This window comes from Stenotrophomonas sp. SAU14A_NAIMI4_5 (assembly GCF_003086795.1).
Lineage (GTDB): Bacteria > Pseudomonadota > Gammaproteobacteria > Xanthomonadales > Xanthomonadaceae > Stenotrophomonas.
Window position 1 is genome coordinate 1,167,292 of the sequence record NZ_CP026003.1, and the last position, 18,540, is coordinate 1,185,831.

General features: G+C 68.1%; 22 protein-coding genes. 8 read left to right on the forward strand and 14 right to left on the reverse strand.

What is annotated here, in order from left to right:
• Nucleotides 1-51: 51 nt before the first annotated feature.
• A complete protein-coding gene (locus tag C1925_RS05565; RefSeq protein ID WP_108768020.1) occupies nucleotides 52-1,035 on the forward strand; it encodes an aldo/keto reductase in 984 nt (327 codons plus the stop codon).
• An 84-nt stretch (nucleotides 1,036-1,119) separates the two neighbouring features.
• Here C1925_RS05565 and C1925_RS05570 read toward each other — a convergent pair whose 3' ends face one another.
• Nucleotides 1,120-2,022 carry a LysR family transcriptional regulator gene (locus tag C1925_RS05570; protein ID WP_108768021.1) on the reverse strand — a complete coding sequence of 301 codons (903 nt, stop codon included), beginning with the start codon at nucleotides 2,020-2,022 and terminating at the stop codon, nucleotides 1,120-1,122.
• 344 nt (nucleotides 2,023-2,366) lie between these two features.
• On the opposite strand from C1925_RS05570, the gene C1925_RS05575 reads away from it, so the two are divergent.
• Nucleotides 2,367-2,579 (forward strand): DUF4287 domain-containing protein, encoded by a 213-nt coding sequence (locus C1925_RS05575; protein ID WP_108768022.1) that lies wholly within the window; start codon nucleotides 2,367-2,369, stop codon nucleotides 2,577-2,579.
• A gap of 421 nt (nucleotides 2,580-3,000) precedes the next feature.
• Nucleotides 3,001-3,708 carry a YitT family protein gene (locus C1925_RS05580; protein WP_108768023.1) on the forward strand — a complete coding sequence of 236 codons (708 nt, stop codon included), beginning with the start codon at nucleotides 3,001-3,003 and terminating at the stop codon, nucleotides 3,706-3,708.
• A 60-nt stretch (nucleotides 3,709-3,768) separates the two neighbouring features.
• Here C1925_RS05580 and C1925_RS05585 read toward each other — a convergent pair whose 3' ends face one another.
• The gene (locus tag C1925_RS05585; protein ID WP_108768024.1) at nucleotides 3,769-4,314 is read right to left on the reverse strand and encodes a DNA-3-methyladenine glycosylase I; all 546 of its coding nucleotides are present in this window, start codon (nucleotides 4,312-4,314) and stop codon (nucleotides 3,769-3,771) included.
• 78 nt (nucleotides 4,315-4,392) lie between these two features.
• Between C1925_RS05585 and C1925_RS05590 the strand changes: the two genes are divergently transcribed.
• The 4 genes from C1925_RS05590 to C1925_RS05605 all read left to right on the forward strand — a co-directional run bounded on the left by C1925_RS05590 (nucleotide 4,393) and on the right by C1925_RS05605 (nucleotide 7,064).
• A complete protein-coding gene (locus C1925_RS05590; RefSeq protein WP_108768025.1) occupies nucleotides 4,393-4,959 on the forward strand; it encodes a YqgE/AlgH family protein in 567 nt (188 codons plus the stop codon).
• Nucleotides 4,952-5,446, forward strand: a complete 495-nt coding sequence (ruvX, locus tag C1925_RS05595) for a Holliday junction resolvase RuvX (RefSeq protein ID WP_108768026.1) — start codon at nucleotides 4,952-4,954, stop codon at nucleotides 5,444-5,446. The genes C1925_RS05590 and ruvX overlap by 8 nt, the downstream gene beginning before the upstream one ends.
• Nucleotides 5,447-5,461: 15 nt before the next feature.
• On the forward strand, nucleotides 5,462-6,412 hold the full coding sequence (locus C1925_RS05600; RefSeq protein WP_108768027.1) for an aspartate carbamoyltransferase catalytic subunit: 951 nt from the start codon (nucleotides 5,462-5,464) through the stop codon (nucleotides 6,410-6,412).
• 163 nt (nucleotides 6,413-6,575) lie between these two features.
• Nucleotides 6,576-7,064 carry a transposase gene (locus C1925_RS05605; RefSeq protein ID WP_108768028.1) on the forward strand — a complete coding sequence of 163 codons (489 nt, stop codon included), beginning with the start codon at nucleotides 6,576-6,578 and terminating at the stop codon, nucleotides 7,062-7,064.
• A 54-nt stretch (nucleotides 7,065-7,118) separates the two neighbouring features.
• Here C1925_RS05605 and C1925_RS05610 read toward each other — a convergent pair whose 3' ends face one another.
• Together C1925_RS05610 and C1925_RS05615 are read right to left on the reverse strand one after the other, a co-directional pair.
• Complete coding sequence (locus tag C1925_RS05610; RefSeq protein ID WP_108768029.1) at nucleotides 7,119-7,853, reverse strand: tetratricopeptide repeat protein; 735 nt, start codon at nucleotides 7,851-7,853, stop codon at nucleotides 7,119-7,121.
• Between the two features lie 66 nt (nucleotides 7,854-7,919).
• Nucleotides 7,920-8,717: a prolyl oligopeptidase family serine peptidase gene (locus C1925_RS05615; protein ID WP_108768030.1), complete on the reverse strand. Its 798-nt coding sequence runs from the start codon at nucleotides 8,715-8,717 to the stop codon at nucleotides 7,920-7,922.
• 192 nt (nucleotides 8,718-8,909) lie between these two features.
• Between C1925_RS05615 and C1925_RS05620 the strand changes: the two genes are divergently transcribed.
• The gene (locus tag C1925_RS05620; protein ID WP_159097491.1) at nucleotides 8,910-9,773 is read left to right on the forward strand and encodes a hypothetical protein; all 864 of its coding nucleotides are present in this window, start codon (nucleotides 8,910-8,912) and stop codon (nucleotides 9,771-9,773) included.
• A 29-nt stretch (nucleotides 9,774-9,802) separates the two neighbouring features.
• Here the strand turns inward: C1925_RS05620 and C1925_RS05625 are convergent, their stop codons facing one another.
• From C1925_RS05625 to C1925_RS05670, 10 genes are all read right to left on the reverse strand, one after another.
• Nucleotides 9,803-10,069 (reverse strand): hypothetical protein, encoded by a 267-nt coding sequence (locus C1925_RS05625; protein WP_108768032.1) that lies wholly within the window; start codon nucleotides 10,067-10,069, stop codon nucleotides 9,803-9,805.
• Nucleotides 10,070-10,135: 66 nt separating this feature from the next.
• Complete coding sequence (gene mgtE, locus C1925_RS05630) at nucleotides 10,136-11,497, reverse strand: magnesium transporter (RefSeq protein ID WP_108768033.1); 1,362 nt, start codon at nucleotides 11,495-11,497, stop codon at nucleotides 10,136-10,138.
• A 182-nt stretch (nucleotides 11,498-11,679) separates the two neighbouring features.
• Nucleotides 11,680-13,449 (reverse strand): phosphoenolpyruvate--protein phosphotransferase, encoded by a 1,770-nt coding sequence (gene ptsP, locus C1925_RS05635; protein ID WP_108768034.1) that lies wholly within the window; start codon nucleotides 13,447-13,449, stop codon nucleotides 11,680-11,682.
• Nucleotides 13,450-13,451: 2 nt separating this feature from the next.
• Complete coding sequence (locus C1925_RS05640) at nucleotides 13,452-13,721, reverse strand: HPr family phosphocarrier protein (protein ID WP_079220894.1); 270 nt, start codon at nucleotides 13,719-13,721, stop codon at nucleotides 13,452-13,454.
• Nucleotides 13,714-14,106: a PTS fructose subfamily transporter subunit IIA gene (locus C1925_RS05645; protein WP_010483657.1), complete on the reverse strand. Its 393-nt coding sequence runs from the start codon at nucleotides 14,104-14,106 to the stop codon at nucleotides 13,714-13,716. The genes C1925_RS05640 and C1925_RS05645 overlap by 8 nt, the downstream gene beginning before the upstream one ends.
• Before the next feature lie 272 nt (nucleotides 14,107-14,378).
• Nucleotides 14,379-15,263, reverse strand: coding sequence for an RNase adapter RapZ (gene rapZ / locus C1925_RS05650; RefSeq protein ID WP_174213488.1), 885 nt, complete (start codon nucleotides 15,261-15,263; stop codon nucleotides 14,379-14,381).
• A gap of 23 nt (nucleotides 15,264-15,286) precedes the next feature.
• Entirely contained in the window at nucleotides 15,287-16,237 is a 951-nt protein-coding gene (gene hprK, locus C1925_RS05655; RefSeq protein WP_079220896.1) for an HPr(Ser) kinase/phosphatase, read from the reverse strand.
• Complete coding sequence (locus tag C1925_RS05660; protein WP_108768035.1) at nucleotides 16,234-16,686, reverse strand: PTS sugar transporter subunit IIA; 453 nt, start codon at nucleotides 16,684-16,686, stop codon at nucleotides 16,234-16,236. Before C1925_RS05660 ends, hprK begins: the two co-directional genes overlap by 4 nt.
• Nucleotides 16,687-16,707: 21 nt before the next feature.
• Complete coding sequence (raiA, locus tag C1925_RS05665; RefSeq protein WP_079220898.1) at nucleotides 16,708-17,025, reverse strand: ribosome-associated translation inhibitor RaiA; 318 nt, start codon at nucleotides 17,023-17,025, stop codon at nucleotides 16,708-16,710.
• A 58-nt stretch (nucleotides 17,026-17,083) separates the two neighbouring features.
• Nucleotides 17,084-18,520 carry an RNA polymerase factor sigma-54 gene (locus C1925_RS05670; protein WP_108768036.1) on the reverse strand — a complete coding sequence of 479 codons (1,437 nt, stop codon included), beginning with the start codon at nucleotides 18,518-18,520 and terminating at the stop codon, nucleotides 17,084-17,086.
• Nucleotides 18,521-18,540 lie beyond the last annotated feature (20 nt).

Here is an 18,540-nt window from a genome sequence, read left to right on the forward strand (position 1 = left end):
TCCAGCGGGGGTAGGGGCGTATCGTCGTCGTTCCCCCTCTGGAGCTTGACGATGCAGACACGTGAACTCGGCCGCAGTGGCCTGAAGGTTTCCGCCCTTGGCCTGGGCTGCATGGGCCTGAGCCACAGCTATGGCCCGCCGGTCGAGCACGGCCAGGGCATCGCCCTGCTGCACGCCGCCGTCGAGCGCGGCGTGACCTTCTTCGATACCGCCGAAGTCTACGGCCCGTACACCAATGAAGCACTGGTGGGCGAGGCACTGGCGCCGTACCGCGACAAGCTGGTGATCGCCACCAAGTTCGGCTTCAAGGATGCCCGCACCGATACAGGTCTGGACAGCCGCCCGGAGAACATCCGCGCGGTGGCCGAGGCCAGCCTCAAGCGCCTGCGCACCGACCACATCGATCTGTTCTACCAGCACCGCGTGGACCCGAACGTGCCGATCGAGGACGTGGCCGGCACCGTGCGCGACCTGATCGCCGAAGGCAAGGTCGGCCACTTCGGCCTGTCCGAGGCCAGTGCCGCGACGGTGCGCCGTGCGCATGCGGTGCAGCCGGTGGCCGCGGTGCAGAGCGAGTACTCGCTGTGGTGGCGCGAACCGGAGCGCGAACTGCTGCCGACCCTGCAGGAACTGGGCATCGGCTTCGTGCCGTTCAGTCCACTCGGCCGCGGCTTCCTGACCGGCACCATCACCGCCGATACCACCTTCAGCGACAACGATTTCCGCAACAGCGTGCCGCGTTTCGAAGTGGAAGCGCGCCGTGCGAACCAGGCGCTGGTGGATCGCATCGGCACGATTGCCACGGCCCGTGGCGCGACCCCGGCGCAGGTGGCACTGGCCTGGCTGCTGGCGCAGGCACCGTGGATCGTGCCGATTCCGGGCACCACCAAGGTACATCGCCTGGAAGAAAACCTGGCCGCGACCGAACTGGTGCTGTCCGCGGACGAGCTGCAGCGCATCGCCCAGGTGCTGGAAGAAGTGTCGATCGTCGGCGAGCGCTACAACGCGCAGCGCGCGGCGCAGGCCAAGGGCTGATCTGATCTGTGCTGTGGTGGGTGCGGGCCGTTGCTGGTGGGTGCGGGCCGTTGGTGGTGGGTGCGGACCGTTGGTCCGCACTCCTTATGCTCCCCCCATCGGCCCGCGCAGCGCATCCAGCACCGTGCGCATGGCCACGCTGACATGCCGGCGCGACGGGTAATAGGCGTAGTAGCCGTCGAAGGTCGGGCACCAGCCATCCAGCACCGACTGCAGGCGGCCCTGTTCCAGCAGGGCCAACACCTGGTCCTCGGGCAGCCAGGCCAGGCCGCTGCCGGCCAGCGCGGCTTCGCGGGTCATGCCCATGGTGTTGAAGGTCCACTGGCCGCTGACGCGCACGCTCAGTTCGTTGCCGTCCTGGCCGAAATCCCACGGCATCAGCCCGCCGTGCGTGGGCAGGCGCAGGGTGATGCAGTTGTGCGCGGCCAGTTCCTGTGGGTGCTGAGGCACGGTGTGCTGGCGGAAGTAGCTGGGTGCACCGACCACGCGCATGCGCAGCGGCGGGCTTATCGGCACCGCCACCATGTCGCGGGCCAGGCGTTCGCCGAGGCGGATGCCGATGTCATAGCGTTCGGCAACGATGTCGGCCAGCGCGTAGTCGGCGGTCAGTTCGACGTTCAGATCGGGGTACTGCTGCAGCAGCGGCGCCAGCCGTGGCCAGGCGAGGTATTCGGCGGCGTGGCCGGTGGCGTTGATGCGGATGGTGCCGGCGGGGCGCTCGCGGTATTCGGCCAGCGCGGCCAGTTCGTTCTCGATCTCGGCCAGGCGCGGGGCGAGGGTATCGAGCAGGCGGGCGCCGGCTTCGGTGGTGGACACGCTGCGGGTGGTGCGGGTGAGCAGGCGCACGCCGAGGCGTTCTTCCAGGCCGCGCATGGCGTGGCTGAGGGCGGACTGGGAGACGCCGAGCTGGGCGGCGGCCTTGGTGAAGCTGCCCTGGCGGGCAACGTGGACGAAGGCCTGCAGGTCGTTGAGGTTTTCGCGGGGCATGAGGGGATGATACGGCCGGGCTGCGCCCGGCACCTGCGGTAGTGCCGGCCGCTGGCCGGCAACGTCCAGATCAACGTCAAATGCGTGCATTCCGTGGGATGGCGGGGTGGCTCAGGTTGCGGGGGACGGCGCAAGTACGTCCATGTAGCCTCGGTCGCGCCATCCATGGCGCTCACGCCCCCGCAACCTGAGCCACCCCGCCTTCGACAATTTCCCGCGATCTGTCGGAACGGCATTCTGCTTTGGTGGGTGCCGACCGTTGGTCGGCACTGGGTCGGACGAGTGGGATGTCGATTTCTGGGTCTGTGGTTCGTCGAATGGATGACTTTCAACGGGAGCTGCACATGAGCACTGACACCAAGCCGAAAGGCCCGGCCTCGTATTTCCCCTCCATCGAGAAGACCTACGGCCAGCCGGTGGCGCACTGGCTGGGCCTGCTGGCGAAGAAGCCGGGCCTGAAACACATGGAACTGGTCAGCTACCTGAAGACCGAGCACGGCCTGGGCCACGGCCACGCCAACGCCCTGGTCGCCCACCACCTCAACGCCCAGCGCTGACCCACCGCAACCGAGCGAAGCGACCCGCTTCTGCTCTTGCTCTTCTTTTTCTCTTACGTGGCTGGACGAGCACGGAACCTGTCCAAGGCCGGGCGGGGTGGGGGCGCGGGACCGCAGGCGCCATGGATGGCGCCTACGAGCCCCCAAGGGTGAGGGTGCTTTGCTTGCGAAGCACTGCTTCGCAAGCGCCCGAACGCACAGCCGCCGAACGCACAGCAGCCAGCGGCTGGGCCGGGCCCCGGAGGGGGGTTCACGGCGTCCCCCGCGCACCCACCCCGCCCAGCCAAGCGCGGCTGTTGCTGCCAACCCGCCCAGCCACGAGGGGCTGCGCCGTTCGCGGGCAACCCAACTGAACGATTTCATCTGCAACTGTCACCCGGATCGTGTCTAATACCGCTCCCCACCTGCGGTCCCCACCCGAATGTCCCTCCAATCCCATGGCCCGGCGCCGTGCGACGACGCTGACGGCCACCTCGTCACCGCCGGTCCGCTGACCCCGCCCCCAGACAGCGCCGGCACCCCCGCCGACGAGAAAGCGCTGCGCCACTCGGTCGCCGAGGACGTGCAGGGCATGGTCCTGGCCACGCTGGTGGCCTCGCTGGGCCTGGCCATCTTCGCCAAGGGCGGGCTGATGATCGGCGGCATGGCCGGCGCGGCCTTCCTGCTGCACTACGCCATGGGCTGGAACTTCGGCCTGGTGTTCGTGCTGGTCAACCTGCCGTTCTACTGGGTGGCCGTGCGCCGCATGGGCTGGGAGTTCACCCTCAAGACCTTCGCCGCGGTCACCGCCTGCGGCGTGCTGACCGACATCCTGCCGCGCTGGGCTGATTTTGCGCATATCGCGCCGCTGTACTCGGCGCTGGTCGGCGGCGCCCTGTCCGGCCTGGGCATCCTGTTCTTCATCCGCCACCGTGCCAGCCTCGGCGGCATCGGCATCCTGGCGGTGTACCTGCAGCGCACCCGCGGCTGGAGCGCCGGCAAGGTGCAGATGTCCTTCGATGCCTGCCTGATGGTGGCCGCGTTCTTCGTGCTGTCGCCGTCGAAGGTGATGTACTCGGCCATCGGCGCAGTGGTGCTCAGCCTGGTGCTGATGTTCAACCATCGCCCCGGCCGTTACATGGGCGTGTAACCGCACATACCGCGTTCGCCGGGCATGGCCCGGCGCTACCGGACCCACCGCGGATGTGCGTCAGCGGCCCGCCGCCTGCACCCACGGCGGGGCCAGCTTCAACAGCTGCGCATGCACCGGGCAATCCTCGGCATGCGCGCCGGGCAGGTAGCCCAGGCTCATCAGGAACTCGCCGGTGATCTCGCCGCCGGTGAAGCGGAACGTCTTCTTGAACAGCTTCACCCAGTCGGCCTTGCTGCGCGGGTGGTGCGCGTCCAGCCACGCGGCGAAGCTGCCATGGCTGGCCCGCAGCTGCTGGATCACCTGTGCGTTGTGGATGGCGGCCAGCACCTTCAGCCGGTTGCGGATGATGCCGGCGTCGGACAGCAGGCGCTCGATGTCCTGCTCGGCATAGGTCGCCACGCGGTCCACGTCGAAGCCATCGTAGGCCGCGCGGAAGCCCTCGCGCTTCTTCAGGATGGTTTCCCAGCTCAGCCCGGCCTGGTTGATTTCCAGCACCAGCCGCTCGAACAGCTCGCGCTCGTCGCGCTGCGGGAAGCCGTATTCATTGGCGTGGTAGAACTCATGCACCGGGTGGCCCGGGGCGATGCGGCAGTATCCGGACAAGGTGTTCTCCTGGCGGGCGGGCGTCCCATTATGCGCGGCGTGCAGGCGCCGGAGGCGCCCACCGGCTAGAATGGCGCCATGTCTGTAACGCCTACCTCCCTTGCCGATCACCTGCTCGTCGCGCTGCCGTCGCTGATCGACGCGACCTTTGCCCGCAGCGTCGCGCTGATCTGCCAGCACGACGAGAACGGGGCCATGGGCGTGCTGGTCAACCAGCCTTCCGAATACACGCTGGGCGAGGTGCTTTCGCAGATGGACATCAGCACCGGTGATGGTGAGCTGCAGGCGCGCGTGGTGCTCAACGGCGGTCCGGTGCATCCCGAGCGCGGTTTCGTCATCCACGACGACGCGCGCGACTGGGATTCCAGCCTGCGCGTGAGCGAGGGGCTGTACCTGACCACCTCGCGCGACATCCTCGAGGCGATGGCCCGCGGTGAAGGCCCGGCCAATGCTGTGGTCACCCTGGGCTGTGCCGGCTGGGGGGCAGGGCAGCTGGAAAGCGAACTGGCCGAGAACAGCTGGCTGACCGTGCCGGCAGATGCCGAGCTGGTGTTCCAGCTGCCGCTGGAGCAGCGCTGGCAGGGCGCGGCCGCGCGCATCGGCGTGGACCTGTTCCGGCTGACCGATTACAGCGGCCATGTCTGAGCCGTCCGCGCCCGCCCCGGTTCCTGCCGCCCCGGCCATCCGCCGCGATGGCACCGTGCTTGGGTTCGACGTCGGCTCGCGCCGTATCGGCGTGGCCATCGGCAGTGCCTTCGCTGCGCATGCGCGCGCGGTGGCCGTGGTCGATGTGCACGGCAACGGCCCGGACTGGGCCGCGATCGAGCGCCTGCTCAAGGAATGGAAGCCCGATGGCCTGGTGGTGGGCGATCCGCTCACCCTGGATGGCCAGGACCAGCCCAACCGCAAGCGCGCGCAGGGCTTCGCCCGCCAGCTGCGGGAACGCTTCAAGCTGCCGGTGGCGATGATCGACGAGCGTTCCAGCTCGGTCGAGGCCGCCCGCCGCTTCGCCGTCGAGCGCGCCGAAGGGCGCAAGCGCCGCCGTGATGCGGCCGCCCTCGATGCCGTGGCCGCGGCGGTGATCATCGACCGCTGGCTGTCGTCCCCCGACGACGCCACCCCCATTCCCTGACTGCCGACTCCCGCCATGACTGCCCAGCAACTCGATGCTTCCGGACGCCTGCGCCACCTGCTGACCCTTGAGGGCCTGCCGCGCGAAACCCTGCTGCAGCTGCTCGACCGGGCAGGGCAGATCCGCGATGCCGCCGTCGGCCGCGTCGGCAACAAGCGCCAGGTGCTGGCCGGCTCGGCGGTGTGCACGCTGTTCTTCGAACCCTCGACCCGCACCCGCAGCTCGTTCCAGCTGGCCGCTCAGCGCCTGGGCGCGGACGTGCTGAACTTCGACGCCTCCACCTCTTCCACGCGCAAGGGCGAAACCGCCTGCGACACGCTGAAGAACCTGGAAGCGATGGGCGTGCGCGGCTTCGTGGTGCGCCACCCTGATGACGGCGCGGTGGCCGCACTGGCCGCCGCGGCAGGCGAGGGCACCGCGCTGGTCAATGCCGGCGACGGCCGCAGCTCACACCCGACCCAGGGCCTGCTGGACATGCTGACCCTGCGCCAGGCCAAGGGCCCGGATTTCTCCAAGCTGAAGGTCGTGATCGTCGGCGACGTGAAGCACTCGCGCGTGGCCCGCACCGACCTGCATGCACTGCGCACGCTGGGCGTGGGCGAGATCCGCGTGTGCGGCCCGCAGTCGCTGCTGCCCGACGACGAGACGCTGAAGGGCTGCGTGGTCGGCGATGATTTCGACGCGATGCTGGAAGGCGCCGACGCGCTGATGATGCTGCGCCTGCAGCGCGAGCGCATGGAAGAGGGCCTGGTGCCGTCGCTGGAGCAGTACCACGCCCAGTACGGCCTGAACGCCGAACGGCTGGCCCGTGCCGGCAAGGATGCAGCGGTGCTGCACCCGGGCCCGATCAACCGCGGCGTGGAAGTGACCGACGACGTGGCCGACGGCCCGCAGTCGTGGGTGCTGCGCCAGGTCGCCAACGGCGTCGCCGTGCGCATGGCCGTGCTGGAAACCCTTCTGGGCTGATCGCCCGCACCGGGTGGGTGCCGGTGGGTGCCAACCGTTGGTTGGCACTGAACTGCCTGGATGGGTGCCTTGGTGGGTGCCGACCGTTGGTCGGCACTGCCTTACCTGCCTTGAAGTGCTTACCCGATAGCAATGGACAGGTGATGGGCACACGCTTGTGTCCATGAACCGCGCACGCCTGCGGCTTGGCCGCCATTCCCGTATCGGCCATTCCTACATCCTGACCACGGTCACCCATGGGCGTCGACGCTACTTCGACGATCCCACTGCCGCGCAGGCGGTGATGGACGCTCTCCATCGGATTGACACGGAAGGCCTGACGCACTCCCATGCCTACGTGGTCATGCCCGACCACATTCATTGGCTCGTGGAGCTCCGCGCATTCTCGCTGGACTACATCATGCAGCGCTTCAAATCGAGCAGTGCATTGCAGATCAATCGCAGGCTCGGCCGATCAGGAAGTTTCTGGCAATCGAGCTATCACGATCACGCAATCCGGTCTGATGAGTCGCTGTTTCGTCATGCGATGTACGTGTTGGGCAATCCGATCAGGGCGGGATTGACCACGCAGCTTGGTGAGTATCCCCATGCGTGGTGTCGATGGAACATGGATGGGACGCTGCAGGCAGTGGATCATCCAGAATCGGTGTGACAGTGCCGACCAACGGTCGGCACCTACCAAAGGCCCTGCCAATCTGCCGGGGCCTTACCGGGCTTCCATCGCGTCGATGTAGGCCAGTTCGTTCAACGACTTCGGGTCGTTCGGTTGAATCTCCAGCACGTGCTCGAAGGTCGCGCGCGCTTTCTTCAGTTCGCCCAGTTCGATCAGGGTGAAGCCGATACCCCGCAGTGCCACCGGGCGGCTTTTGGCCGATACGCTGTCGCGATCGATCAGGGCCAGCGCGCGCTCGTAGAAGTCCAGTGCTTCCTTCGGGCGCCGCAGCTGGATCAGCGCAACGCCCATTTCGTTGAAGCTTTCCGGATCAAGCGGTGCCAGTGCCATGGCTTCCTCCAGCACCACGATGGCATCCTCGAAACGGCGTTGCTCCACCCGGATGTAGGCCAGCTGCTGAAGGGCCGACGCACAGGTGATGTCCAGCCACTCGGTGGGCATGCCATCGGCATGTTCGGCCACGTACTGCTCGTACTGCTGGCGCCTGCTGAAGGCCAGGGCGCGCCGCCCGGGGGTGTCGCGCTGCGCGCGGCAATAGGACAGCGGTGCCCGCAGTTGCTGTTCGGCCGCTTTCAGGTCGCCGCTCTGGGTGATGCGCGTGGCCGCGCTGACGTCGTCGCGCAGATGATGGCCCAGGCCACTGTCGACGTTCATTCGTGAGGGTTGCAGCGTGGTCAGCCGGAAGTCGGGTTCCGCTTCCTGTGCCTGCACCTGCGCACTACACGCCAACAGCACACATAGCGCTGCCTGCAGCATCCCTGCCTTCATCGTCCCGCTCCCTGGTGCGCCGCCACTGGCGCCTGACGCTCAGCCTAGCAGCCCGTTGATCGGCCGTCAGCGCTTCTGCGCGAACAGCCATGCCCACATCGCCGGGTCGGCGTAGGTCGCGTCCCAGGCGTTGTGGTTGCCGTCGGGGTACTCGGTATAGCGCACGTCGCCCGCGCCGGCCGCCTGGAAGGCGGCGTGCAGGCGGCGGTCATCGCCCGGCGGCACCACGTCGTCCTGCGCACCGTGGAAGATCCAGATCGGCGTCTGCCGCAGGCGCTGCGCGATCGCCGCATAGGGATCGGCCTCGTGGGCGACCTGTTCGACGAACAGGGTCGGGCGCACCGCGCGCGGGGCCAGCACCGCGCCGCATACCGGCACGATGGCGGCAAAACGCTGCGGCTCGTCCAGGGCGATGTTCCAGCTGCCGTAGCCGCCCATCGACATGCCGGTCAGGTACTGCCGCGCCGGGTCGGCACCGAACTCGGCAATCGTGGCATCCAGCGCGGCCACGGCCACACGGTTGTTGTGGTCACTCCACTCCTCGTCGCCGGGCACCTGCGGGAAGACCGCCAGCGCCGGGAAGTCAGTCGCATGTTCGCGCAGGTACGGGCCCAGTCCGGCATGGGTCTGCTTGACGCCATCGCGGCCACGCTCACCCGAGCCGTGCAGGAACAGCACCACCGGCAGCGAGCCGGGCGTGCGTGCTGCCACCGCCGGAATGAAGACCTGGTAGTACGCGGTCTGCCCGTCCACCTTCACCGCACGGGATTCGAAGTGGCCACGCGCGCTGTCGGGCGTGCTGGCGCAGGCGGCCAGCATCAGCAGGGACAGCAGCGGCAGCAAGCGGCGGAAGGGAGCGATCATGGAGCCGTCTCAGCGGGTGTGGAATCGTTTTCATCGTAACGCGGCCGAGATCACAGCGCGTTCTGCAGCGCAATATCGGCGCACAGGCCACGTTGCTCTGTGCGGCGTGCCTCGCCAGAATGGCCACAACCAAAGGAATGGGAAGCCAACGTGAGTATTGGCAGGCGCGCGGCGGTTGGATTGGCCGCGGTTGTGGTGCTGGTGCTGGCAGTGCAGTGGCACTGGCAGGGGGCACCGCAGGGCGGGCAGTCCCTGCATGCGACCGGGCAGGAGACGCAGGGCGCTGGCAGCATCTGGCAGCAGCAGGTTGCCCGCCCGTCAGGGCAGCCGCTCGAAACCGATCTGCAGGCCCGCTACGCATCGGCGAAGTGGTTGTCGCCGATGATCGATGGATTGAAGCAACGCTCACTGGCGGGCGATGCTGAGGCCAGCTATCTGCTCAGCCGCATCTACAACGAATGCATCTGGTCCTTCGATCCGCAGATGTTGGACCTCTCCGCCATGCCTGCCGGGCAACGGGCCGCCAAGTACCGCAGCACGGCCTGGATGGGGCAACGCTGTGAGGGAATCGATGGCAACGAAGCGGCGCTGGCATGGGGGCGATACCGGCGCGTGGCCGCCGACCAGGGAGCGTTTGCCGCGCAGGTCGAAGACGTGTTCGAGGGCACGCGGGGGTATGGGGAGCCGAAGCCCTCGCCGGCAGACCAGAAGCGCGTGATCGAGTTGGCGCTGTCGGCGCAGGATCCCTACGCCTATCTGGCACTCTCGCGGGCGTTGGGCTGTTCCGGTGATGGGTCGATGGCGGCCCTCAGTCCGTACCCGGCGGGCACGCAGGCCGACTCGGCGGCATGGATGCTGGCCGCCTGCGACCGCGGCCTGCCTTGCGGAGCGGACTCGCCACTGCTCCACCAGCTTTGCGCAACAGGCTCGATGTGCGGAGCAGGTTCGGTAGCCGAAGCACTGGGGCTGTCGATGTCGCCGGACGAACTGGACCAGGCACGCGCGCGCGCCGCATGGCTGCTGCGGAATTCCGGGCGTCGCCCGCCGCCGCCGTAGTGCGGGCCCGGTGATCGGCCAGCGCCGGATCAGTCCGGGCGCGGGAAACTGGCGATGATGTCCAGCTGCTCCTGCGCCTCGGCATTGCCCTCGGCAGCGGCGGCCTGCACCTGCGCCATGTCCGGGTGCATCACCACCAGCAGCGGGTTCTCGCACACCGGGCAGTCGTACTCGGTGGCGTCCTCGTCCAGCTCCATCACCATCGCCCGCGCGTTGCCTTTCCACTCGCAGGCGGCACAGGTGTGCATCTGCTCGCGCCAGCCGGGCTGGAAGTAGTTTTCAATCGTGGTGGCCATGGGGGCGTCCGGAGTTGATGCAGTCGGGGTCGGAGCCCGCTTCGCGGGATCCGACCCCATGCAGGTTCAGTGCAGCAGAATGAGGGTGGCCAGGCCGAGGAAGCTGAAGAAGCCCATCACGTCGGTCACCGCGGTCACCACCACGGTGCCGGCCACGGCCGGGTCCACGTTCATGCGCTTGAGCAGCAGCGGCAGCAGCACGCCGGCCAGCGCCGCGGCCAGGAAGTTGATGATCAGCGCCAGGGTGATCACCAGCGACAGCAGCAGGCTGTGGAACCACACGAACGCGATGAGCCCGACCAGCAGGCCGATCAGCGTGCCATTGATCAGCGCCACGCGCGCTTCCTTCCACAGCAGGATGCGCGCATTACTCTGGCCCACCTGGCCCAGCGCGATGCCGCGCACCATCAGGGTCAGCACCTGCACCGCCGCGTTGCCGCCGACGCCGGCCACGATCGGCATCAGCACTGCCAGCGCCACCACCTTCTGCAGGGTCAGTTCGAACTGGCCGATCACGCTGGCGGCGAGGAACGCCGTGCACAGGTTGATGCCCAGCCAGACCACGCGGCCGCGCACGGCACGCTTGATCGGCGAGAACAGATCCTCTTCTTCGTCCAGGCCGGCCGCGCCCAGTGCCTGGTGCTCGGCCTGCGAACGGATGATGTCCACCACGTCATCGATGGTGATGCGGCCGAGCAGGATGTTGTTGTCGTCCACCACCGGCGCGGACACCCAGTCATGGTCGGAGAACTGCCGGGCGACTTCCTGGTCGCTCTCGCCGACGTCGATGGCCGGCTGTTCGTCGTCGATCAGGCGGTTGATCGGCGTGGTGTCTTCGTGGGTCACCAGCGCGGCCAGCGACACGCGGCCCAGGTACTGGTGGCGGCGGCTGACCACGAACAGGTGATCGGTGTGGTCGGGCAGTTCGCCGCGCAGGCGCAGGTAGCGCAGCACCACGTCGACATTTACGTCGGCGCGCACGGTCACCACGTCCGGGTTCATCAGTCGGCCGGCGCTGTCCTCGGGATACGACAGCACCTGTTCCAGGCGCTCGCGGTTCTCGCGGTCCATCGACTTGAGGACCTCGTCGATGACCGTATCGGGCAGGTCCTCGACCAGGTCGGCCAGGTCATCGATGTCGAGGTCTTCGACCGCGGCGATGATTTCGTCGGGGTCCATGTCCGCGAGCAGGCTCTCGCGCACTTCCTCGCCGACGTGGACCAGCACCTCGCCATCGTCCTCGGGATCGACCAGCCCCCACACCACTTCGCGCTTGCCCGGGGGCAGCGATTCGAGCAGGTTGCCGATCTCGGCCGGCGCCAGCGTGTTGACGAGCCGACGCACCGGCCCCAGCCGGCCGCTGTCCAGTGCATCGGACAGCATCCGCAGTTGGCGTGCAGTCTTGTCGTGGCGTACGGCTTCAGCCATCACAGCTCCCGCGGGAAGAGAAAAGCCGCGATCCCGGCAAGGATGCGGCAAGAGGGGTGTTCAGCGCGTCATTATCGCAAGCGGATGTTTCAACGCATAGCCGCCGGGCATGGCCCGGCGCTACCGGGGATGCGTTGTGGTGGTAGCGCCGGGCCGTGCCCGGCGAGCGCGTAGCGCGGCAGTCAGGGAGTCTCGGCCACCAGCGCCAGCCAGCGCTCGATGCCGCGGCGGTCGCGCGCGGCCAGCAGCTTCGGCGCGCGCGCGCGCAGTGTGGCCAGGTCGGCTTCGCGGATCGCGCGGCGCACTTCCAGCAGGGTGCCCGGGTGCAGGCTGAACTCGCTCAACCCCAGTGCCAGCAGCAGCGGGGTCATGCGCGCGTCGCCGGCCATCTCGCCACACACGGCCACCGGGATGCGATGGCGTGCGCCGGTGTCGATGACCATCTGCAGCAGGCGCAGCACCGCCGGGTGCAGCGGCGAATACAGCTCGCCCAGCGCTTCGTTGTTGCGGTCGGCGGCCAGCAGGTACTGCACCAGGTCGTTGGTGCCGATCGACAGGAAGTCGACCAGGTCGATGAAACTCTCCAGCGCCAGCGCAGCGGCGGGCACTTCGATCATCGCGCCCAACGGCACGTGCTCGGCCACCACGTGGCCTTCGCCGCGCAGCTGTTCGGTCAGCTTGAGCATGCGCCGGCGTACCGCCAGCAGTTCCTCGCGGGTGCTGACCATGGGGATCAGCACGCGCAGCTTGCCGTAGGCGGACGCGCGCAGGATCGCGCGCAGCTGGGTGTCGGACACCTTCGGCCGCGCCAGCGACAGGCGCACGCCGCGCAGGCCCAGTGCCGGGTTTTCCTCGTTGCTCAGGGTCAGCCCGGTGCGGTCGGCCTTGTCCGCGCCCAGGTCGAGGGTGCGGATGGTGACCGGTCGCCCGCTCATGCCCAGGGCGGCATCGCGGTAGGTCTGGAACTGTTCTTCTTCGTCCGGCAGCTCGTTGCGCTGCAGGAACAGGAATTCGGTGCGGTACAGGCCCAGCCCCTGAGCGCCCAGCGCATGCGCCTGGGTCACGTCCTCGAGCGATTCGGCATTGGCCAGCAGGGCGATGTCGACCTGGTCGCGGGTACGGCTGGGTTTGCTGCGCAGGCGGCCGAGCTCGCGCTGCTCGCGCGCGTGCTCCTTCAGGCGCACGCGGTATTCGCGCAGGTTGTCGGCCTGCGGGTTGACCGTGATGCTGCCGTCGGCGCCATCGATGATGAGCACGTCGCCATCGACGATGCGGCTGAGCACCTGCTGCACGTTGACGATGAGCGGCAGGTGCAGGCTGCGGGCAAGGATCGCGCTGTGCGACAGCGCGCTGCCGGCGGCGGTGACGATGCCGACCACGCCCTGCGCCTGCAGCTGGGCCAGCTCGGACGGGGCGATGTTGTCGCAGACCAGGATCTCGCCGGCCAGGCCCTTCACCACCGGCGGGCGGTCGGGCTGCAGGAAGGCGTGGATGCGGCCGATCACATGGTCCAGGTCGTCCATGCGGCTCTTCAGATAGGCATCGTCCATGCCATCGAAGACCTTGGCCAGGCGGTCGCGCTGCAGGCGCAGCGCGTAGCCGGCACTGTAGGGGCCGCTGCGGATCAGTTCGTCCAGGCCATACAGCAGTTCGGGGTCGTCCAGCAGCAGCGCGTGCAGGTCGAGGAATTCGCCGACATCGTGGCTCAGTGCACCGTGCAGGCGCTGGCGCAGGTCATGCATTTCCGCGCGAGCGGCATCCAGTGCGCGGTGCAGGCGGGCCAGCTCGGCCTCCACCTGCTGTGGTGCGACGCGTTGTTCGGCCACTTCCAGCGCGTGCGGCAGGCGCACCCGCGCCCGTCCCATCGCCGAACCGCGTGCGGCGCCGTGGCCGGCCAGCAGCTGTACCGGCCGTTGGCCGGTGGCAGGTTGGCCGGCGCGTGCGCGTGGCACGCTCAGCTGTCCTCGTCGAAGCGGCGCTCGAACAGGTCGACCACGGCGTCCATCGCCGCGGCTTCATCCTCGCCGTTGATGCGGATGGTGACCGGGGTGCCCTGGGCGGCGGCCAGCAGCATCACGCCCATGATGCTCTTGGCGTTGATCTCACGGCCCTTGGCGGCCATGGTCACGTTGCAGCGGAATGGGGCCAGCGTCTGCACCAGCTTGGCGGTGGCCCGGGCATGCAGGCCCAGGCGGTTGCTCACGGTGAGTTCTCGTTCAAGCATCGTCGACTATCGCTCCATTACGGGTGCCCGCCGCGGCTGTGGCGGGCAGTTGATCCAGTCCCTGTTCCGGATAATTCATCACCCGCAGCAACATCGGCAGACTCAGCGCCGACACCCGGCGAACCGGGGTCCCCAACCGGGCCAGCTGCCCGGCGAGGTTGGCGGGGCTGGCGCCGTACAGGTCGGTCAGGATCAGCACGCCTTCGCCGCCATCGACCCGGCGCAGAGCAGCCGAGGCGAGCGGGAGAAGGGCATCCAGGTCTGCGTCGAACGGTACTTCGAAAGCTTCGGTTTTCAGCGGCAATTGCCGCAGCAGCCGGGTCGCCACGTCAAGCAGGGCGGTCCCGACCCCGGGATGTGTTACGAGGAGAATGCCACAGGTCATTACTGCACGTTAACAGGTCGAGGTGAATTGGCGATAGCAGCAGGAGAGGGGCACTGTGTCCCGTATTCATGTATTCCGCCCAGTAGATCCACGCCATGCGTGGATGGGCCCCGCGTGGAGCAGCCAAACGCCCCCGGGCAGCTCCGGCAGGCGTTCAACTTCGGACGAAAGTGGTTGAGGGCAGCGGCCGGCTACGGATGCTTGTGCCGCCCTGCGGGCGGTCTCCACGCATGGCGTGGATCTACGCCCATTGTTCCGTCTTCGCTCTAAGGTCAATCCTGTTCGCGGTGGTACGTGGCCACGTCATCCCAGCCCATCTCGCGGGCGTGCCGTGCCATGCGCTCGGCCAGGTACACCGAGCGATGCTTGCCGCCGGTGCAGCCGAAGGCCACCGTCACGTAGCTGCGGGTGCCATCGCCCAGCTTGGGCAGCCAGGTGTCGAGGAAATCCATCAGCTGGGTCAGGTAGCGCTGCACGTCCGGCTGCGCTTCCAGGTAGTCACGCACGCCGGGCTCGCGGCCGCTGAGTGCACGCAGGTCCGGGTCCCAGTGCGGGTTGGGCAGCACGCGCGCATCGAACACGAAGTCGGCCTCGGCCGGCACGCCGCGCTTGTAGGCAAACGATTCGAACAGCAGCGACAGGCGCGTGGCGTGGCCCATCGCGAACTCGGTGATGATGCGCCGGCGCAGCTGGTGCACGTTCAATGCACTGGTGTCGATCACCACATCGGCCTCGCGGCGCAGCGGTGCGATCAGCTCGCGCTCGCGGGCGATGGCTTCGGGCAGTGACAGCCCGAGCTGGCTCAGCGGGTGCCGGCGACGGGTGTCGGCATAGCGCTTGAGCATCGTCTCGTCGCTGGCCTCGAAGTACAGCACCTTCGTTTCCACGCCGGCATCGGTGGCCAGCTTGCGCCAGTTGGCCAGCTGGCTCAGGTCGGCCTGGCCGCGGACGTCGATGCCCACCGCCAGCCGGCGCGGCGCGCCACCGTCATGGTTCTCCAGCACGCTGCGGACGAAAGCCGGCAGCAGCTGGATCGGCAGGTTGTCCGAACAGTAGTAGTCCTGGTCCTCGAAGGTCTTCAGGGCGACGGATTTACCCGAGCCGGACAGGCCGCTGACGATGATCAGGGTCGGGGCGGTGGGGGTGGGGGTGCTCATGGACAGGCTCTTGGTGGTGGGGCTCAGGGCGTTCGCCGTTCCAGCAGGTTGCTGTGGCGGGCGATGAACATCGCCGCCGGGTCGATACCCTTGGTACGCAGAATGTGCAGGCGGGTGGCCGCCTCGGTCAGGACCGCCAGGTTGCGGCCGGGCATCACCGGCAGGGTGATCAGCGGCACGTCCAGGTCCAGCACGTGGCGGGTGCCCGAATCGCCGGTCAGGCGCTCGTAACCGTGCGGGGTGGGTTCGGTCATCGGCTTGGTCAGGTGGACGATCAGCCGAAGGTACTTGTTCTTCTTTACCGCCGTATCACCGAACATCTCGCGCACGTTCAGCACGCCCAGGCCGCGCACTTCCAGCAGGTCCTGCAACAGCTCGGGGCAGGTGCCATCAAGCACGTCGGGGGCGATCTGGGTGAATTCGGGGGCATCGTCGGCCACCAGGCGGTGGCCGCGGCTGAGCAGTTCCAGCGCCAGCTCGCTCTTGCCCGACCCGGCCTCACCGGTGATCAGCACGCCGATGGAGTAGATCTCCATGAACACGCCATGCAGGATGACCCGCGGCGCCAGCGTGCGCGCCAGGTGGTAGGACAGGTGGTTGAGCAGTTCATGGCCGCGCTTGGGCGACAGCCACAGCGGCGTGCCGGATTCATCGGCGGCCGCGCGCAGGTCTTCCGGGCACGCCTGGTTGCGGGTCAGCACCAGCGCCAGCGGGTGCGACTGCATGATCTTCTCGATGGTCTCCCAGCGCTGGCGCGGTTCCAGCGCGTCCAGCCAGGACAGTTCCTCGGTCCCGAGGATCTGCACCTTGTTGGGGTAGATCGCATTGAGGTAGCCAGCCAGCGAAGGGCGGCGGGAGACCGTGTTGCCGGCTTCCAGCTCGCGTTTTTCGCCGGCCTTGCCAGCGGCCCAGCGCAGTCCCAGCCGCTCGCGCTGCTGGTCGAACAGTTCGCGTGCGGTGATGCTGGTATTCATGCGGCGCTCGCCGATGGGGGAAGGTCCAGGGCCTCGCGCAGTTCCCCTGCATCGCCGGCCGCGCGCAGGGCGTCGCGGATCGACGGCGTCGAGAACAGCTCGGCCAGTTCGGACAGCAGCATCAGGTGCTGGTGGGTGTAGTGGGCGGGAACGGCCATGGCGAACACCAGATCCACCGGTTCATCGCCGCCGAAATCGACCGGGGTCTGCAACCGCAGCAGGGCGCCGCGGGGACGGTCCAGGGCAGGCGCCCGGCCGTGGGGAATGGCGATGCCGCAACCGATCGCCGTACTGCCCAGGGCTTCGCGCTGGCACAGGTTGAGGTAGATCTGTTCGGCGTTGGCCTGGCGGCAGGCCAGCAACCCGGCGGCGGCCTGCAGGACGCTGTCGCGGTCGGTGGCCGTGCAGAGCTGGGTCTGCACGGCCGCCAGGAGGTCAGTCAGTGGCATGTCTGCGGGGAGCGGTGGCGATCAGCCGCCATTGTCGCCCACCGGCAGCGGTGCGTGCTGCTGTTTTTTCTCCTTGTGCTTGATCACCAGACGGTCGAGCTTGTCCGCCAGCACGTCGATGGCGGCATACATGGTCTGGCCGCCGGCTTCGGCGTGCAGGGTCTGGCCGGGAATATTGAGGCTGGCGTCGACGTGGTGTTCGGTCTTCTGCAGCTTGAGGGTTACCCGCGCTTCGCAGTGCTGGTCGAAGTGCTTTCCGACCCGGGCCAGCTTTTCTTCAACATACGACTGCAGGGCCGGGGTGACTTCGACATCTTTGCCAAACGTTTCGATGCGCATCGGGTTTCTCCTGTGTTCGGATGTGCCAATGAACCTCTCCGCCGGGCGCGGCGGCGCGTCAAGCGATTCTGACCCTTTCGTGCGAGGCGGAGATGTTCATGGCCTCACGATACTTCGCCACGGTGCGCCGCGCTACTGGGATTCCCGACGTTTTGAGCAGGTCAGCCAGCTTGGCGTCAGAAAGCGGCTTGCGTGGGTTTTCGTCATCGATCAGGCGGCGGATCATCGCCTGGATGGCGGTACTGGAAGCTTCGCCACCACCTTCGGTGTCGATGCCGGATGCGAAGAACGCGCGCAGCGGCAGGGTGCCGCGCGGCGTACGTACGTGCTTGCGGGCGATCGCCCGCGAGACGGTGGATTCATGCAGGCCCAGCTCGGCGGCGATCTCGCGCAGGGTCAGCGGGCGCAGTGCCTGTTCACCGAATTCGAGGAAGCCGGCCTGCTGCTGGATCAGGCTGCGCACCACCCGCAGCAGGGTCTCGCCGCGCGCCTGCAGGCCCTTGAGCAGCCAGCGGGCTTCCTGCAGCTGGACGCGCAGGTAACCGGCGTCGGCGTCGCCGCAGCGGCGGATCATCTGTTCGTAGCCGCGGTGGATGATCACCTTGGGCCCGGCGTGGGCGGCCAGCGCGGCGCGCCACAGGCCGTTCTGCCGCCACACCACCACGTCCGGCACCACGTAGGTGTCCTGCGCCAGCGGTGCGATCTGGGTGCCGGGACGCGGGTCCAGCGAGCGCAGCAGGGCGACCGCGGTCTCGACCTCGGCCAGCGGCTGCTTCAGTTCCTGGGCCAGGCCGGCCACGCCGCTGCGCGGCAGGCGCTCCAGCGGGCCGGCGGCGACCTGCCGGGCCAGCGCCAGACCGGGGGTGTCGGCGGGCAGCACGTCCAGCTGCAGCTGCAGGCATTCGCCCAGGCAGCGTGCGGCCACGCCCACCGGGTCGAAGCGCTGCACCTGGTGCAGCACGGTGAGGATCTCGTCTTCGCCGGCATGGATGGCCGGCAGCAGGGTTTCGGCGATGGTCGCCAGCGGCTCGCGCAGGTAGCCGTCTTCTTCCAGCGCATCGATCAGCGCCGCGCCGATGCTGCGGTCGCGCGTCGACAGGTGCGAGAGGTGCAGCTGCCACAGCAGGTGGTCGGCCAGGGTCTCGACCTCGGCCACGCGCTCGGCGGCGCTGCCGGTGTCCTCATCGTCGTCGAAACTGCCGCTGCTGCCAGGATTGTTCCAGTCCAGCTCGGCGGGGGCCCAGTCGTCGCCGCTGGGCGCGGCCGGTTCCGGCGGCGCATCGCCGTCGGCACCGCCGTCATCGGCGCTGTCGCTGCTGGCACCGGCACCGGCATCGCTGCTGTCGGCCCAGTCCAGCAGGGGGTTGCTTTCCACCGCCTGGGCGATTTCCAGCTCCAGCTCGGTGGTGGACATCTGCAGCAGCTTGATCGCCTGCTGCAGCTGTGGTGTCAGCACCAGCTGCTGTCCCAACGATGTCTGCAGCCGAGTCTTCATGCCTATGCCGAAACGGAGGG